Source organism: Rhodococcus sp. A14 (assembly GCF_011603105.1).
Lineage (GTDB): Bacteria > Actinomycetota > Actinomycetes > Mycobacteriales > Mycobacteriaceae > Rhodococcus_F > Rhodococcus_F opacus.
The window spans coordinates 73,185-89,724 of sequence record NZ_JAAOQS010000002.1; the positions used below are offsets into that span (position 1 = coordinate 73,185).

14 protein-coding genes are annotated in these 16,540 nt (G+C 68.3%); 7 read left to right on the forward strand and 7 right to left on the reverse strand.

Translation table 11 applies throughout. The annotated features are described in order from the left end of the window. Positions 1–85: 85 nt before the first annotated feature. Both G9373_RS01585 and G9373_RS01590 read left to right on the forward strand, forming a co-directional pair. Complete coding sequence (locus G9373_RS01585) at positions 86–1,081, forward strand: SGNH/GDSL hydrolase family protein (protein ID WP_248949614.1); 996 nt, start codon at positions 86–88, stop codon at positions 1,079–1,081. Positions 1,082–1,188: 107 nt separating this feature from the next. Further along, complete coding sequence (locus G9373_RS01590) at positions 1,189–2,406, forward strand: acetyl-CoA C-acetyltransferase (RefSeq protein WP_005568580.1); 1,218 nt, start codon at positions 1,189–1,191, stop codon at positions 2,404–2,406. A 68-nt stretch (positions 2,407–2,474) separates the two neighbouring features. On the opposite strand, the gene G9373_RS01595 is transcribed toward G9373_RS01590, so the two are convergent. The 4 genes from G9373_RS01595 to G9373_RS01610 all read right to left on the reverse strand — a co-directional run bounded on the left by G9373_RS01595 (position 2,475) and on the right by G9373_RS01610 (position 5,814). Then, positions 2,475–2,795, reverse strand: coding sequence for a DUF1330 domain-containing protein (locus G9373_RS01595; RefSeq protein ID WP_007300195.1), 321 nt, complete (start codon positions 2,793–2,795; stop codon positions 2,475–2,477). A 149-nt stretch (positions 2,796–2,944) separates the two neighbouring features. Next, positions 2,945–3,799 (reverse strand): Bax inhibitor-1/YccA family protein, encoded by an 855-nt coding sequence (locus tag G9373_RS01600; RefSeq protein ID WP_005255740.1) that lies wholly within the window; start codon positions 3,797–3,799, stop codon positions 2,945–2,947. A gap of 163 nt (positions 3,800–3,962) precedes the next feature. Continuing rightward, positions 3,963–5,105, reverse strand: a complete 1,143-nt coding sequence (locus tag G9373_RS01605; protein ID WP_005568578.1) for a methyltransferase — start codon at positions 5,103–5,105, stop codon at positions 3,963–3,965. A 1-nt stretch (position 5,106) separates the two neighbouring features. Beyond that, on the reverse strand, positions 5,107–5,814 hold the full coding sequence (locus G9373_RS01610; RefSeq protein WP_005255735.1) for a nitroreductase: 708 nt from the start codon (positions 5,812–5,814) through the stop codon (positions 5,107–5,109). 104 nt (positions 5,815–5,918) lie between these two features. Here G9373_RS01610 and G9373_RS01615 point away from each other — a divergent pair, with 104 nt between their 5' ends. From G9373_RS01615 to G9373_RS01630, 4 genes are all read left to right on the forward strand, one after another. Further along, on the forward strand, positions 5,919–9,416 hold the full coding sequence (locus tag G9373_RS01615) for a serine/threonine-protein kinase (protein WP_167113742.1): 3,498 nt from the start codon (positions 5,919–5,921) through the stop codon (positions 9,414–9,416). 201 nt (positions 9,417–9,617) lie between these two features. Continuing rightward, the gene (locus G9373_RS01620) at positions 9,618–11,081 is read left to right on the forward strand and encodes a catalase (protein ID WP_005238953.1); all 1,464 of its coding nucleotides are present in this window, start codon (positions 9,618–9,620) and stop codon (positions 11,079–11,081) included. Between the two features lie 116 nt (positions 11,082–11,197). Then, positions 11,198–11,929, forward strand: coding sequence for a flavodoxin family protein (locus tag G9373_RS01625; protein WP_005568575.1), 732 nt, complete (start codon positions 11,198–11,200; stop codon positions 11,927–11,929). A gap of 23 nt (positions 11,930–11,952) precedes the next feature. Next, the gene (locus G9373_RS01630) at positions 11,953–12,822 is read left to right on the forward strand and encodes a class II glutamine amidotransferase (RefSeq protein ID WP_167113660.1); all 870 of its coding nucleotides are present in this window, start codon (positions 11,953–11,955) and stop codon (positions 12,820–12,822) included. Positions 12,823–12,834: 12 nt separating this feature from the next. Here the strand turns inward: G9373_RS01630 and G9373_RS01635 are convergent, their stop codons facing one another. Next, positions 12,835–13,890 carry a ferredoxin--NADP reductase gene (locus G9373_RS01635; protein ID WP_005568572.1) on the reverse strand — a complete coding sequence of 352 codons (1,056 nt, stop codon included), beginning with the start codon at positions 13,888–13,890 and terminating at the stop codon, positions 12,835–12,837. A gap of 106 nt (positions 13,891–13,996) precedes the next feature. Continuing rightward, a complete protein-coding gene (locus G9373_RS01640) occupies positions 13,997–14,758 on the reverse strand; it encodes an SDR family oxidoreductase (RefSeq protein ID WP_133986400.1) in 762 nt (253 codons plus the stop codon). 120 nt (positions 14,759–14,878) lie between these two features. On the opposite strand from G9373_RS01640, the gene G9373_RS01645 reads away from it, so the two are divergent. Then, positions 14,879–15,652 carry an SDR family oxidoreductase gene (locus G9373_RS01645; RefSeq protein ID WP_167113663.1) on the forward strand — a complete coding sequence of 258 codons (774 nt, stop codon included), beginning with the start codon at positions 14,879–14,881 and terminating at the stop codon, positions 15,650–15,652. 74 nt (positions 15,653–15,726) lie between these two features. Here the strand turns inward: G9373_RS01645 and G9373_RS01650 are convergent, their stop codons facing one another. Continuing rightward, entirely contained in the window at positions 15,727–16,539 is an 813-nt protein-coding gene (locus G9373_RS01650; protein ID WP_133986399.1) for a MaoC/PaaZ C-terminal domain-containing protein, read from the reverse strand. Position 16,540: the final 1 nt, after the last annotated feature.

A 16,540-nucleotide genomic window follows, 5' to 3' on the forward strand; every position in this document is an offset into this window, starting at 1 on the left:
CGGACGCAGTCCGCTGGAACCCGTGAGATGAGCACCAGGTAGCGGAAAGGTGAGACCAGTGCCCAAGAGGACCTGGCAGACCGGAGTGAAAGCCGGCGCCGCGGCTGTCGTGGCAGGTTCGAGCGCAGGCACGCTGTCGTGGGCGGCGTACTCATATCTGATGTCGCAGGCGACGGCGGCCCGCGGTGTGATCGGGCGCAACGTCGCCAAGCCGCCGGAGGCCGACGGCGTCTACTCCCCCGGCGCCGCGGTCCCCGAACGCTGGCTACGGACCGTCTCGTACGACGTCCATCTGATGATTTTCGGCGACTCCACGGCCGCCGGGGTGGGATGCCTGTCGGCGGACGAAGTGCCCGGTGTGCAGATCGCGAGGCGCCTCGCCGACGAGACCGGCAAGCGGATCCGGCTGAGCACCAAGGCCATCGGCGGCGCCACGTCCCGCGGGCTCAGCGGGCAGGTGGACGCGATGTTCGTGGCCGGACCGCCGCCGGACGCCGCGGTGATCCTGGTCGGCGCCAACGACGTGACGTCCAAGAACTCGATCCGGGCGTCGGCGCGCAGGCTCGGGGAGGCGGTCGAACGGCTCCGCGCCCACGACTGCGCGGTCGTGGTCGGAACGTGCCCCGACCTCGGGGTGGTCACCGCGATTCCGCAGCCCCTGCGGACCGTCGTCCGAACGTGGGGGTTGCGCCTGGCCCGGGCGCAGGCGGCGGCGACCAGCGCGGCGGGTGGCCACCCGGTGGCGTTGGCCGACCTGCTGGCGCCGGAGTTCCTGGCGGCCCCCGACCGGATGTTCTCCTCCGACCACTTCCACCCGTCCGCGGCGGGGTACGAATTGGCGGCGATGCAGATCGTGCCCGTTCTCGCGACCGCTCTGGGCATGTGGCACGGCGGACCGCTGCCCGACCTGCCCCAGGTGTCGGAGGCCGCGGAATCACGCAAGCTGTCGACCCGAATGACCGCCTCGCTCAACCGTTTCCTGTGGCGACTCAGTGCCCGGCGACGCTCACCTTCCCGCCTCGACGAGCTCCTCGCGATCGAGGAGGCGTCCGCGTCCAGGAGGCGACGGGTCGCTGAGTGAGATGGCGATGTCCCCGGTGCCGCCCGGCAACGTAAGTTGTCGGGAAGGCCACAGAACGGGTGGTCTGCAACACAGTGCAGACCCCCGCAGTTGACAAAGGAGTTTTCATGCCCGAGGCAGTCATCGTCTCCGCAGTACGCTCACCGATCGGCCGAGCCATGAAGGGCTCGCTCAAGACCATCCGCCCGGATGATCTGACGACGCAGATGGTGGCCGCGGCTCTGGCGAAGGTCCCCGAACTCGATCCCACCGAGATCGACGACCTGCTCCTCGGCTGCGGTCAGCCCGCAGGCCAGTCGGGTTTCAACATCGCCCGCGTCGTCGCGGTGGAACTGGGCTATGACTTCCTGCCCGGTGTCACCGTCAACCGCTACTGTTCCTCCTCGCTGCAGACCACCCGCATGGCACTGCACGCGATCAAGGCCGGCGAGGGCGACGTGTTCGTCTCCGCCGGCGTCGAGTCGGTGTCCAGCTTCGTCACCGGCAACGCCGACGGCCTGCCGAACACCAAGAACCCGAGGTTCGCCGATGCCGAGGCGCGTACCGCGAAGCTCGCCGAGGGCGGCGTCGCGTGGACCGACCCGCGCGGGGACGAGCAGATTCCCGACGTCTACATCGCGATGGGCCAGACGGCCGAGAACGTCGCATCGGCCACCGGCATCACCCGTGAGGAGCAGGACCGCTGGGGTGTCCGCTCCCAGAACCGCGCGGAGGAAGCGATCAAGAACGGCTTCTTCGAGCGGGAGATCACCCCGGTCACCCTCCCCGACGGCACCGTCGTCAGCACCGACGACGGCCCCCGCGCCGGCACCACCTACGAGGGCATCAGCCAGCTCAAGCCCGTGTTCCGCCCGGACGGCACCGTCACCGCCGGCAACGCGTGCCCGCTCAACGACGGCGCCGCCGCGCTCGTCATTATGTCCGACACCAAGGCCAAGGCCCTCGGCCTGACCCCGTTGGCCCGCATCGTGTCCACCGGGGTGTCCGGACTGTCCCCCGAGATCATGGGCCTGGGCCCGATCGAGGCCGTCAAGAAGGCCCTCGCCATCGCGGGCAAGTCCATCTCCGACATCGATCTGTTCGAGATCAACGAGGCCTTCGCGGTCCAGGTCCTCGGATCGGCTCGCGAGCTGAAGATCGACGAGGACAAGCTGAACATCTCCGGCGGCGCCATCGCCCTCGGTCACCCGTTCGGCATGACCGGTGCCCGCATCACCAACACCCTGCTCAACAACCTCCGCGAGCAGGACAAGACGTTCGGCGTCGAGACGATGTGCGTCGGCGGCGGGCAGGGCATGGCCATGGTCCTGGAGCGCCTGAGCTAGGCGGCTCCGCCACCCGTGAGTGGTTGACGAGTGCAGAGACTCGTTAACCACTCACGGGCGCGAAGCGCCTACCCGAGGATGTCGGTGGCCTTGTGGTCGGCGTCGACCCCGTCGGCCATTATCACCAGTCCGTCGGAATGCTCGGCGCGGAGCGGGAGGATCTCCCGGTACGCGTCGGACGCGTACCAGCCTTCGAGGTGCTCGCGGTCGGGGAACTCGATGACGATGAACGCGCCGTCGGACGTTCCCTCGACCACGTCCTGGCGTCCGCCGTGGACGATGAACTTGCCGGAGAACGGGCGGAGGGTGCCGTCGATGCGTTCGAGGTATTCGACGATCTGCGGACCCATGTCGACGTTCTCGAGGTGGGCCATTCCGTACGCGCTCATGTCGTGCTCCTTCGGGTGGGGCTGGTTGCCGCACACGACATTCCTCCGTCGGAATACGCGCGTCGATTACCTCCGAGGTAATCGAACCGGGCCCGCACAACAGAGAAGGCCCCCGAGAGCATGCTCTCGGGGGCCTTCTCGTGGAACTACTAGTCGCTGTTGAAGTAGCTCAGGAGTCGCAGGATCTCGACGTACAGCCACACGAGGGTGACGGTGAGTCCGAATGCGACGCCCCACGCTGCCTTCTCCGGCGCCTGTGCCCGGATCAGCTGGTCAGCGGCGTCGAAGTCCAGCAGGAAGCTGAACGCGGCGATGCCGATGCAGACGAGGCTGAAGATGATCGCCAGGGGACCGCCGTCGCGGAGACCGAGGCCGCCTTCGGTGAAGAAGCTGGCGATCACGTTGCCGAGGGCGAGGACGACGACACCGATGAGGGCGCCGATGATCATCCGTGTCAGGCGGGGCGTGACTCGGATCGCGCCCGTCTTGTAGACGACGAGCATGCCGAAGAACACGCCGAACGTGCCGAGTACGGCCTGGGCGATGAGCGCCGCTCCCCCGACTCCGCCGAACGTGACGTCGGTGAACATGAACGACAGGGCGCCGAGGAACAGGCCCTCTGCCACCGCGTAGGCGAGGACGATGCCCGGGTTGTCCATCTTGCGGCCGAACGTGGCCACGAGGACCAGCACGAGACCGACGAGGCCACCACCGATGACCAGCGGGGTCGCGAGGTTCGCGTCGTTGCTCACCAGGAAGTAGGAGATGATCGCCGACACCGTGAGCACGCCGAGCGTGACACCCGTCTTGGTGACGACGTCGTCGATGGTCATCGAACGGTAGTCGGGGCCCGTCCGGTAGGGCTCGGCCTGCGTGTACTGCGGCTGACCGAACTGCTGCGTGACCTGCGCTGCGCCGGCCGTCGTAGATCCGAACGAGGCGTATCCGCCGCTGCCCTCTTGTTTGGGCAGGTTGCGGAACACCGGGTTACTGGTGGTGCGCACCGTGCACATCCCTTCTCGTGGCTCGCCGGGTGGATCCGGGTTTCTTGTACGTTGAACGTCCCGCACCCACCGCAAGTTCCCGTTCGTCGCTTTCGGGTCGGACAATTCGGACTCTACCGGTGCCGCGGGGACACCCGCCAGACGAGGCCGGTCGGCGTGGCGGTCAGGCCACCGACCGGGTGACCGTGAATTTGGGATTCCGGCCGACCACGTCGGTCGGACCGACGAGCCGCTGCAACCGGCCCCGGTACCCGAGGTGCGAGTTGTACACGGTCCACAACTCGCCGCCGGGCCGGAGCACGCGCCCGGCTTCGGTGAACATCTTCGACGCGCCACCGGTGTGGACGGCCGCGCCCACGTGGAACGGCGGGTTGCACAGGACGACGTCCTGGCTGTCGGTGGCGAGCGTGGACATGGCGTCGTCGCGCAGCGTCCTGACCCGTCCGTCGAGGCCGTTGGCGCGGGCGGTGGCGGCGGCCGATGCCACCGCGGCGGCGGACTGGTCGGTGGCGATCACCGAGACCTCCGGGAGGAGCCGGGCCAGGCTGACGGCGAGAATGCCCGTTCCGCAGCCGAGGTCGACCGCGGCCCGTGCACCGGGATTCACGCGGGGTAGGAAGTCGAGGAGATACCGGGTCCCGATGTCCAGCTTGGGGCCGGCGAACGCGGCCCCGTACGAGACGACGTCCAGTGCGATCTCGGGGAGATGATCGGTGACGGGGTACGTCTGCTGCGCCACCTCCACCGGACCGCTCGCGATCAGCACCCGCGACTTCTGCCTGCCGAGGGTCGCGCGGACGTCGGAGAACGAACGCCCGAGCACGTCGTTCATGGCGGTGGAGATGTGCTTGTTGCGCCCACCCGCGTAGACGACGACGGACGGGTCGGCGTGGCGGGCGATCGCCTCGGCGACCTCGGTCAGTTCGCCGAGGCTCCGCGGCAGCTGCATCAGCACGACGGTTGCGCCCGCGAGCAGCTCCTCACCGAGCGCGCACGACCGGTAGCGGTCGGCGAGCGCGACCGTCGCGGCGTTGGCGGCGAGCGCCAGTTCGCCGGTCAGCGGGTCCTGGTGCACGCGGATCCCGGTCGAGCCGTGCGTCGCCGCGGCGCCGAGGGTGAGCGCACCGTAGTGGTCGCCGATCACGGCGAGCGTCCCGGGACGCGCCGCCGACAATGCCGCCGCGGCCTCGTCGAGGATCAGCCGGTCGGCGGCATCGACGGCCGTCAGGTTGGGGGCCTCGACGTCGGGACGGCGGCGGAGGCGGGCGAACAGGGCGTCCCGGTCGAACACTTCGGAGTCGAGCACGTTACTGCGACACCCACTGCGCGACGTTGGCGACGGGTTCCCGGTGGGTGCGGAATCCGTTGACGGGATTCTCCGTGTCGGGGTAGCCGAACGAGATCGCGCAGACGACCCTGCGGTCCTCGTCGAGCGAGAAGAAGTCGTGGATGAACCGCGAACTTCCCGCGACGGCGGCCTGCGGAATGGTCGCGACCCCGAGGCTCTGCGCGGCGAGGAGGAATGTCTCGACGTACAGGCCGCAGTCCACGGCGCCGTACGTGCCGAGCGCTTCGTGGGTGGTGACGATCGCGACGTGCGGCGCGCCGAACAGGTCGAAGTTCTTCATCGTCTGCTCCGCCGACGCGGCCCGGTCGCCGGGCGCGATGCCGACGCTGGAGTACAGCTGCATGGCGCACTCCCGGCGGCGTTGCTTGTGCTCGCCGACGTATTCGCGGGGCCACTCGAAGTCGGACTCCTGCGGGTGGGTGCGGACGTACTCCGCCAGTCCGGAACGGAACCGATCGGTCCCCTCCCCCTCGGTGATCGCGACCTGCCACGGCTGCGTGTTGCACCACGACGGCGTCTGCTGCGCGAGCTCGAGGATCCTCTCGATCACCTCGCGCGGCACCTGCGTCGGTAGGTAAGCCCTGCAACTGATCCGGGCGTCGAGGAGCTGGGCCAGGGTCCGCTCGGCCAGGCTCGTGTCCGTTGCCGCAATGCCGGTATCCGTCACCGTCGAATTCTCCTCGGGTCTACTCGTTCTCGAACACCCGCTCTCTGTGTCGGGCGACCGCGATATGCTGGCGTCAGTGCACCGAGAAGGTGATTTCATTGAGTGTGCCACGACACCCGGAAAGCAGTTCCGGGCCGACCGACTCGGATCCGCAGGCTACCAAGCGGATCGTCGTGACCGACATCGTCGCGGAGCTGTCGTCGGAGGGATTCGACGACGCCCGCGAGATCGGCCGGGGAGGGTTCGGGGTCGTGTACCGCTGCCTTCAGACAGCGCTCGACCGCACGGTCGCGATCAAGGTGCTGTCCTCCGATCTGGACGGCGAGGACCGCGAACGTTTCTTGCGGGAACAGCGTGCGATGGGGAAATTGTCGGGGCATCCCCACGTGGTCGACATCTTGCAGTCCGGGGTGACGCCCAGCGGCAGGCCGTACATCGTGATGCCGTACCACTCGCGCAATTCGCTCGACGCCTGGATTCGCCGTGAAGGGCCGCTGCCGTGGAGTGAAACGCTGCGCGTCGGCGTGAAGCTGGCGGGCGCTTTGGAGACGGCGCACCGGCTCGGCACCCTGCACCGCGACGTGAAGCCCGCGAACATCCTGCTCACCGGGTACGGCGAACCGCAGCTCACGGACTTCGGCATCGCGCGGGTCACGGGCGGATTCGAGACCACGTCGAGCATGATCACCGGTTCGCCCGCGTTCACTGCCCCGGAGGTCCTCCGCGGCGACGCACCGTCCGCGGCTTCCGACGTGTACAGCCTGGGTGCCGCCCTGTTCTGCCTGCTCACCGGTCATGCCGCGTTCGAGCGGCGGAGCGGGGAGCGGCTCGTCGCGCAGTTCCTCCGCATCGCGACGCAACCCGTTCCGGACCTGCGGGGCGAGGACATTCCCGACGACGTGTGCTCGGCCATCGAGCGTGCCATGGCCGAGGAACCGACCGACCGCCCGGCTTCGGCCGCGGAGTTCGGCCAGGAACTCCGCGACATCGAGCGCAGACACGGACTCGATGTCGACGAGATGGCGCTCCCCGCCGCGGCCGACGAATTCCCGCGCACCGAGCACCCGGCGGCGCCGACCACGCAGTCCTCGGCGTCCGGGCGCAGTCGCAGCTACCGCCGGCGGTCGGGTGCCACTCCACCGAGCGCCGCGGCCCGCTTCCGCCCGCCGACCCCGATGCGGTCCCTGGTGGAACGCACCCGTCTCCTGGATCTGCTCCGGCTGGGTCAGCGGAGGCGGTTGACGCTCATCCACGCACCCGCCGGCTTCGGGAAGAGCACGGTGGCCGCGCAGTGGCGCGACGTGCTCATCGAAGACGGCTCTGCCGTCGCCTGGCTGACGGTCGACAACGACGACAACAATGTCGTGTGGTTCCTGTCCCACCTCGTCGAGGCGATCCGCCGGGCCGAGCCGACCCTGGCGGACGAACTGGGGCAGGCGCTCGACGAGAACGGTGCCGAAGCGGAACGGTATGTGCTGACCTCGCTGGTGAATCAGGTCCACGACAGCAAGCGCCATGTGGTGGTGATGATCGACGACTGGCATCGCGTGACGTCGCCGGACACGATCGCCGCGATGGACTTCATCCTCGAGAACGGCTGCCACCACCTGCAGATGGTGGTGAGCAGCCGAAGCCAGGCAGGGCTTCCGCTGGCCAAGATGCGGGTGCGCGACGAACTCGTCGAAATCGATTCCGTGGCTTTGCGCTTCGACCTCACCGAGTCGCAGCGGTTCCTGGTCGACCTCGGTGGACTGCACCTGGAGGATTCCGACGTGGAGGCTCTGGAGGAGACCACGGACGGGTGGGTGGCGGCGCTGCAACTGGCGTCGCTGTCGCTGCGTGATCGCGCCGATCCCGGCGATCTCATCCGGCACATGTCGGGTCGCCACCATGCGATCGGTGAGTATCTGGCGGAGAACGTGCTCAGCACTCTCGAGCCTGCGCTGCTCGACTTCATGCTGGCCACGTCCGTCACCGAGCGGGTGTGCGGCGACCTCGCCTGCGTGCTGGCGAACGTGACCCGCGGTCAGGCCCTGCTCGAGCAGGTCGAATCGCGTGATCTGTTCCTGCGCAGCCTGGACGAGGACCGGGAGTGGTTCGAGTACCACCACCTGTTCGCCGAGTATCTCCGCCGGCGCCTCGAGCGCGATCATCCGTCGCGCATCGCGGACCTGCACCGTGCGGCCGCGCACTGGTTCGCCGACCACCACTACGTCAGCGACGCAGTGGATCACGCGTTGGCGGCGGGTGATCGCGACGTGGCCGTCGCGGTGGTCGAGGAGCAGGGCATGTACCTGGTGGAGCACTCGCGGATGGTCGCGTTGCTCGGCCTCGTCGACAAGTTGCCGCGGCCGCTGGTCGAGTCCAGTCCCCGCATCCAGATCGCGGTCGCGTGGGCGAACATCCTGCTGCAACGGGTGGCGCCGACGCTGCGGTCGCTCTCGCTGGTCGCGTCGACCCTCGAGTCCTCGAAGCTGAGCGAAACCGAGCAGGCGGACATCCGCGTGGAGGCCGACATCGTCCGCGCCGTGATCGCGGTGTCGTCCGATCGCATCGCCGGAGTTCCCGACCTCATCGCGGAATGCCTGGCCCGCCCGGAAACCCTACGTGCGTGGGTGGTTTCGGCGGGGTCGAATCTCGCATCCGCCGTCGCGATCGCCCAGTTCGATTTCGTGGAGGCTCGCCGCCTGCAGGAGTGGGCCGCCGGGTACCACCAGCGGACCGTCGGACCGTTCAGTAGGATGTACGGGTACTGCTTCGCCGGCATCGCCGCGATGGAACAACTCGACATCGCCGCGGCCGAGGACAACTTCCGGCTGGCCGTGCAGACCGCGACGAAGTCGGCAGGCACCCATTCACATGCCGCACGACTTGCAGGCGCACTCCTCGGCGAGCTGATGTACGAACTGGGCCATCTCGATGAGGCCGAACGACTCCTCGACGAGAGCTACGAGCTCGGGCCCGAGGGCGGCATAGTCGATTTCATGATTGCCCGCTTCGTCACCGGCGCCCGGCTGAAGGCGGCGCGCGGCGACGTCGTGTCCGCCGCCCGCCACCTCGACGAGGGCGCGTCCGCGGCGGCGTCGCTGGGACTTCCCCGGCTGCGGGCCCGGGTCGAGAACGAGCGGGTCCGGCTCGGTCTGCCGGCCTCGCCTCAGCCCCCGGCCACTGCCGGGAAGGCCAACCGGGAACCCGATTTCGGTTTCGCCGAGATCGTCGCGCAGCTCGACGACGCCACCGAGATCCGGAAGCAGTCGGCCGACGAGCCCGATGTCGCGTGTCGCCGCGCGGAGGAGTGGGTGCGCAGGGTCGAACGGGAGAGCCGGCCGAGGGCGGCCATGCAGGCCAGTCGCCTGCTCGTCGCCTGCCTGGTCGCGGCGGGCCGGGTCGACGAAGCGAAGCCGGTGCTGGCGTCCATCGCCGCGACGTGTGCACGAATCGGCTTCGTGCGCTACCTGATCGACGGCGGACCGCGCATGGTGCCCGCGCTGACGGCACTCCTCGAGGACAGGCGAGCCGGCCGCTGGCAGTCCGACTGGCCGGATGTTCCGGAAGAGTTCCTGGTTGCGGCGCTGGAGACGCGGACACCGGTCGAGAGTTAGCGTGCGCTTTCTTGACTAATTCAAGAAACGATGGTGCAGTGTGACCGTGAACACACACGAGGGCGGGAGACGGCCACCACCACGTCGCGTCCCGTGAGGGTGGTTCGATCCGCGACGTCGACCCGTCCATCGGCGAAGCCTCTTGCCCGACAGCCAGTTCCAGAAAACCCACCGCGAGAGTCAGCAACGAAGGGATCCACTGTGAGCCGAGAGACCACTGCGAACACGGGCGACAAGCTCACCACGGCCGTAGGCGCACCCGTCCCCGACAACCAGAACGTCGTCACTGCCGGGCCCCGCGGGCCGCAGTTGCTGCAGGACGTCTGGTTCCTCGAGAAGCTCGCACATTTCGACCGCGAGGTCATTCCGGAACGCCGCATGCACGCCAAGGGTTCCGGTGCGTACGGAACGTTCACGGTCACGAACGACATCACCCGGTACACCAGCGCGAAGATCTTCTCCGAGGTCGGCAAGAAGACCGACCTGTTCGCCCGCTTCTCCACCGTCGCCGGTGAGCGCGGCGCCGCCGACGCCGAGCGCGACATCCGCGGCTTCGCGGTCAAGTTCTATACCGAGGAAGGCAACTGGGACCTCGTCGGCAACAACACCCCGGTCTTCTTCTTCCGCGACCCGCTGAAGTTCCCCGATCTCAACCACGCCGTCAAGCGTGACCCCCGCACGAATCTGCGCAGCCCCGACAACAATTGGGACTTCTGGACGTCGCTGCCCGAGTCGCTGCACCAGGTCACCATCGTGATGAGCGACCGCGGTATCCCCTCGTCGTACCGGCACATGCACGGATTCGGTTCGCACACGTTCAGTTTCATCAACGCCGAGGGCGAACGCTTCTGGGTGAAGTTCCACCACCGCGTGCAGCAGGGAGTCGAGAACCTCACCGACGCCGAGGCCGAGGCCCTGGTCGGCGCCGACCGCGAGAGCCATCAGCGGGATCTCTTCGACGCCATCGAGGCCGGCAATTTCCCGAAGTGGAAGCTGTGCGTGCAGATCATGCCCGAGGCCGACGCCGACACGGTCCCCTACCACCCGTTCGACCTGACGAAAGTGTGGCCGAAGGCCGACTACCCGCTCATCGAGGTCGGCGAATGGGAACTCAACCGCAACCCCGACAACTACTTCGCCGAGGTCGAGCAGGCGGCGTTCAACCCGGCACACGTCGTGCCCGGCATCAGCTTCTCCCCGGACAAGATGCTCCAGGGCCGGTTGTTCTCCTACGGTGACGCGCAGCGCTACCGCCTCGGCGTGAACAACTACCAGATCCCGGTCAACGCGGCCCGTTGCCCGGTGAGCAACTTCCACCGCGACGGTGCCATGCGGGTCGACGGCAACAACGGTGGCACCCTGCACTACGAGCCGAACAGCTACGGCAAGTGGCAGGAGCAGAGCCGGTACCGCGATCCCGCGCAGGGCGTGGGCGCGTTCGCCGACCGGTTCAACTTCCGGGAGGACGACGACGATTACTTCTCGCAGCCGCGCGTGTTGTTCAACAACATGAGCGACGAGCAGAAGCAGGTGCTGTTCGAGAACACCGCGCGGGCCATCAACGGCGCGTCGCAGCAGGTCGTGCAGCGGCACATCGACAACTGCACGCAGTGCGATCCCGCCTACGGCGAGGGCGTCGCGAAGGCGATCTCCGCGCTGGGCTGACAGAACACCCGGGTCCGCCCGGTCCGGGATCGTCCCGGACCGGGCGGACTCTTCTGCCACGAACAGGGACCGCCGCGGCATATCGTGGACTTCCGGACTCTTTCGTGGGAGGACTGATGGCCGATCCGTCGCCGCGGGACGGAACCCCCCGTTTCAGCGGCCTGCGTGCCCTGTTCGTCAACTGCACCCTGAAGCGGTCCCCCGACGTGAGCAACACCCAGGGGCTGATCGACCGCAGTGTCGGCCTGATGGAGCAGGAAGGCGTCTCGGTCGACCAGATCCGGGCGGTGGACCACGACATCGCGACCGGCGTGTATCCGGACATGACCGAGCACGGGTGGCCGAGCGACGAATGGCCCCAGCTGTTTCAGCGAGTGCTGGACGCCGACATCCTGGTCCTGGCCGGTCCGATCTGGCTCGGCGACAACGGTTCCGTCACGAAACAGGTGATCGAGCGGCTCTACGGTTGCTCGTCGATTCTCAACGACCACGGCCAGTACGCCTACTACGGGCGCGCCGGGGGTTGTCTGATCACCGGCAACGAGGACGGGGTCAAGCATTGTGCGATGAACATCCTCTACAGCCTCCAGCATCTCGGATACGTGATCCCGCCGCAGGCCGACGCCGGATGGATCGGTGAGGCCGGCCCGGGCCCGTCGTATCTCGACGAAGGGTCGGGCGGTCCGGAGAACGATTTCACCAACCGCAACACCACGTTCATGACGTACAACCTGATGCACGTCGCCGCGATGTTGAAGAAGGCCGGCGGGTTCCCCGCGTACGGAAATCGACGTTCGGAGTGGGACGCGGGTTGCCGCCCCGACTTCGCCAACCCGGACTACCGCTGATCCGCCCATCCGAGAGGGAAGTTATGTGCCGATTGTTCGGGTTGTCCGCCGCCCCGCATCGCGTCCGCGCGTCGTTCTGGCTGCTGGACGCCCCGGACAGCCTCGCACAGCAGAGTCACCGCGAGCCGGACGGCACCGGTCTCGGCACGTTCGCGGAGGACGGAACTCCGGTGGTGGAGAAGCAACCGCTCGCCGCATACGAGGACAGGGAGTTCGCGCAAGAGGCGAAGCATCGCTCTTCGGTCACGTTCGTCGCGCACATCCGTTTCGCGACCACGGGTGAACTGCTTCCCCAGAACACCCACCCGTTCGCCCAGGGCGGTCGCGTGTTCGCCCACAACGGCGTGGTCGAAGACCTGCCGAAGCTCGAGGCGGAACTGGGCTCCGATCTCGCGCTCGTTCACGGCGACACCGACTCGGAACGCGTCTTCGCCCTCGTGACCAGTGACATCGGCAGGAACGGCGGCGACGTCACGGCCGGCATCACCTCGGCCGCCCGATGGCTGGCCGACAACGTGCCGATCTACGCGCTCAACATCCTGCTGACCACGCCCGGCGAATTGTGGGCGCTACGGTACCCGGACACCCACGACCTGCTGTTCCTCGAGCGGCGCGCGGGCGGTCCGAGTGGTGGTCGCCACCTCCAGCACGCGAGCACTCCCGGCCGGATCCGTGCCAGGTCCGAGCATCTCGCCGAGTATCCGGCGGTGGTCGTCGCCAGCGAACAGATGGACGAGGACCCCGGCTGGATGCCACTGCAGCCGGGCGAACTGCTCCACGTCGACCGTGACCTCGCCGTCACCCGGGAGGTCATCGTCGATCGCCCACCGCGCTACCCGATCCGCCTCGCCGACCTGGGCGCCCACGCCGCGGCGGCGCAGACGGAGAAGTAGTACCGGCGTCGGTCAGAACTCGATCCGCACGTGCTCGCTGACGGGGCGGGCCTGGCACGCGAGGATGTAGCCGCTCGCGATGTCCTCGGGATCGAGGATCGACGCGTTGTCCATGTCCACTTCTCCCTGGACCACCGTGCATGCGCAGGAACCGCATTCGCCCTCGCGGCACGAGTAGGGGACGTCGAGCCCCTTGGAGAGCATGACGTCGACCAGTGTCGCCTGGCGGGGCCAGCGCAGGTTGTGCGCTTCGCCGTCGAGTTGCACCTCGACCGTCGACGCCGTTCCCGCCTCCGTGTCCGGCAGTTCCTCGACCACGACGTCCGCGAACGGATCCCCGGACAGTGAGGTGAACACCTCGGCGTGCACACGGTCGCGCGGGACGCCGGCGAGTGCGAGCGACTCGTGGATCGCGTCCATGAAGGGGCGCGGCCCACAGAGGTAGGCGCGGTGGTCCCGGAACCGGTCCGACAGATTCGCCAGCTGCCGCGGTGTCGGCAGGCCCTGCACGCTCTCGAGCCAGTGCACGACGGTCAGCCGGTGTTCGTGGCGGGCCGCGAGTTCCCGCAACTCCTCGGCGAAGATGACCGACTTCTCGTCCCGGTTCGCGTACACGAGAACGACTTTCCCGTTGCCCTCGCTGAGCGCCGACTTGAGGATCGACATCACCGGGGTGATTCCACTGCCCGCGGCGAACAGGATCAGGTCTTCGTCCAGGCTGGCCGGAGTGAACACGCCCGCGGGAGGCAGGACCTCGATGCGGTCGCCGACACCGACGTTGTCGCACAACCAGTGCGAACCGTACCCGCCTGCGGTGCGTTTGATCGTCACCTTCGGCAGGTCGTCGGTGAACGGCGAACTGGCCAGCGAGTAACACCGCGCGACGGAACCCGTCCGATCGCTCGGGATGCGCAGCGTCAGGAACTGCCCGGGCTTGTAGGCGAATTCGTGCCGACGCTCGTCGGGGACGTCGAACACCAGCGACCGGGCGTCGGACGTCTCCTCCACGACAGCGGCCACGGTGACCACTACTGATCGCGAACTGCGTGGTGTTTCAACGGTCGTCATCGCGACGGTGCCCTCTCGCTACGGTAATTCGATCCTGCCGAAACTAGTGCAGATCGAGCGCGCCGGCCCCTGGCCTTCCCGCTGTGCGGGACCCGGATGCCCGCCGTCAGCCCCAACGGGACTGCCCGCCGTCCAGGGGGATGGTGGCCCCGGTAAGGTAGCCGGCGTCCTCGCTCACGAGGAACACGACGGCACGTCCGATGTCGGTTTCGGCGTCGCCGACCCGTCCGAGCGGGATGCCCGCCACGAACTCCGCCGCCTCGTCCGGGTTCCTGTCCATCCATCGCTCGAGCGCCGGACTCTTGGCGTGCGGGGCCACGGACAGCACCCGGATGCCGTCCCGGCCCCACTCGCACGCCGCCGACCTGGTCAGCGAACGCATTCCCTCCTTGATCGAACCGTAGGCGCCGTAGTTGCTCGCGTCCCACCGCACGGCCGCCGACGTGACGAGGTTGACGATCACGCCGCCGCCGCGCGCCCTCATGTGCGGGTGGCACGACTGCATCATGCGCAGCGTCGCGAGCGGTCCCGTTGCGAACGACCGCTCGTACTCCTCGTCGATCACCGACAGGATCGGTCCCGGCGTGCAGTCGTTGGCGTTGTTGACCAGGATGTCGACGCCGCCGAACACGTCCACGGTCCGCTCGACGGCGGACGCGATGTCCGCCCGCCTGCTGACGTCGCACACCACTGGTTCGCTGCGTGCGCCGAGTTCGGTGAGCCGCTCGCACGTGCCGTGCAGTTTCGATTCGGTCCGGCCGGCGACGGCGATTGCCGCGCCCTCCCGGGCGAGGGCCAGGGCGATTCCCTGCCCGATCCCCTGCCCCGCACCGGTGATCAGCGCGACCTTGCCGTCGAGTTTGCCCATGTCCACTCCCGTTCCCCTACTATCGAACCAAGCATTTGCTTGTTTTCGGTCTTCGTGTTGATTCACCCGATCCCATTCGAGCGCCGGCAATCCCGCGCTCCCTCACTCCGAAGGTCTCCCGTGACAATCCCCCATCCTCTCGATTTCAGTGGCCGCGCCGTCGTCGTGACCGGCGGAACCAAGGGCATCGGTTTCGTCGTCGCCGAATCGTTTCTCGCCGCGGGTGCGAACGTGCTCGTGTGCGGCCGGAGCGCACCGGACACCCCGCCCGCGCACGGTGATCGCACCGCCGCGTTCCGCGCGACCGACGTCCGCGACCACGCCGACGCCGCCGCCCTGATCGACGAGGCCGTCGCGCGGTACGGCCGCCTCGACGTCCTCGTCAACAATGCGGGTGGTTCGCCCGATGCCGACGCGGCCACCGTCTCGCCGCGCTTCGTCGAGAAGATCGTCGCGCTGAATCTGCTGGCGCCCTTCACTGTCGCCCAGGCCGCCAATGCGGTGATGCAGCAGCAGCCCGACGGCGGTGCCATCGTCAACATCGGCAGCGTCTCCGCCCACGATCCGCAACCCGGCACCGCCGCGTACAGCGCCGCGAAGGCGGGGTTGCTGGTTCTGACGAAAGCGCTTGCGCTCGAGTGGGCTCCGAAGGTCCGGATCAACCACATCACCACGGGTCTCATCCGCACGGAGAGCGCGGCGTCCGTCTACGGCGACGACGGCGGCGCCGCCGTCACCCGGACCCTGCCGATGGGGCGGATGGCGGTGCCGTCCGACATCGCGGACGCCTGCCTGTACCTGGCGAGCGCGCAGGCGTCGTACGTGAACGGCGCCGATCTCGCCGTCCACGGCGGCGGCGAGTATCCCGCGCGGTACCTCGCCACCCACTCCTGACCTCCTCGCCGAATGCCGCATCGGTTCAGTTGAACTGCACCGGTGTGACATTCGGCGACGGATAGACCGTGCGGTCAGCCGAACGCCGCGCGGGCGCCGGCGATCACCGGCCGGTCGTCCTGGACGAGTTCGAACGACGCATCACCCGCATCACCCCAGGCCCGCAACGTCGGCGCGTCGCCCGGGTAGACCGGTGCGGCGAACCGTCCCTCCAGCCGGACGAGGTCGGCCGGGTGGACGTCCAGCGCTCGGGCGAGTTCCAGCGTGCTCGCGGCGAGGGTGCACAGACCGTGCATGATCGGCCGGGGCTGTCCGATCCGCTCGGCCGCCGCCGGGTCGATGTGGATGTGGTGCCGGTCGCCGGTCAGCCGGTACAGCGCCGCCTGGTTCTCCGCGGTCCGCAGAACAGCGTCCACTGCCGGTTCACCCTCGGGCCGAGACGGTTTCGCGGGGCCTCGATCGCCGCCGAAACCACCGGCGCCGGGCGCGAACAGCGACCAGGTGGCGATGAAGAACTCAGAGTCGACGCGCACCTCGAACACGGCGGCCGAGCCCTTGTCCCACACCTCGCCGACCGACGCCGACAACGCGATCTCGCCGCGACGGGGAAGCGGCGCGAGCACCGTCAGTTCCTGCGATCCGTGCAGCGCCGTCTTCGTGTCGAAAGCGCCCCGCGACCCCAGTTCGTCCGGCGCCCACTGGGCGAGAGTGAGAGCGAACGTGGGCAGCACCCGCAGACGCTCCTCGAAGACGAGGTCCAATTCGGTGGCCCGCGCACCCACCGACAGTGCGTACAGGATGACGTCGCGCTCGTCGTAACTCACGGTGCGGGTGCCGAGGTCCTTGCCTCGCCACGCTCCTGCCGTCGTGCGTTCGGTTGTCGTCATG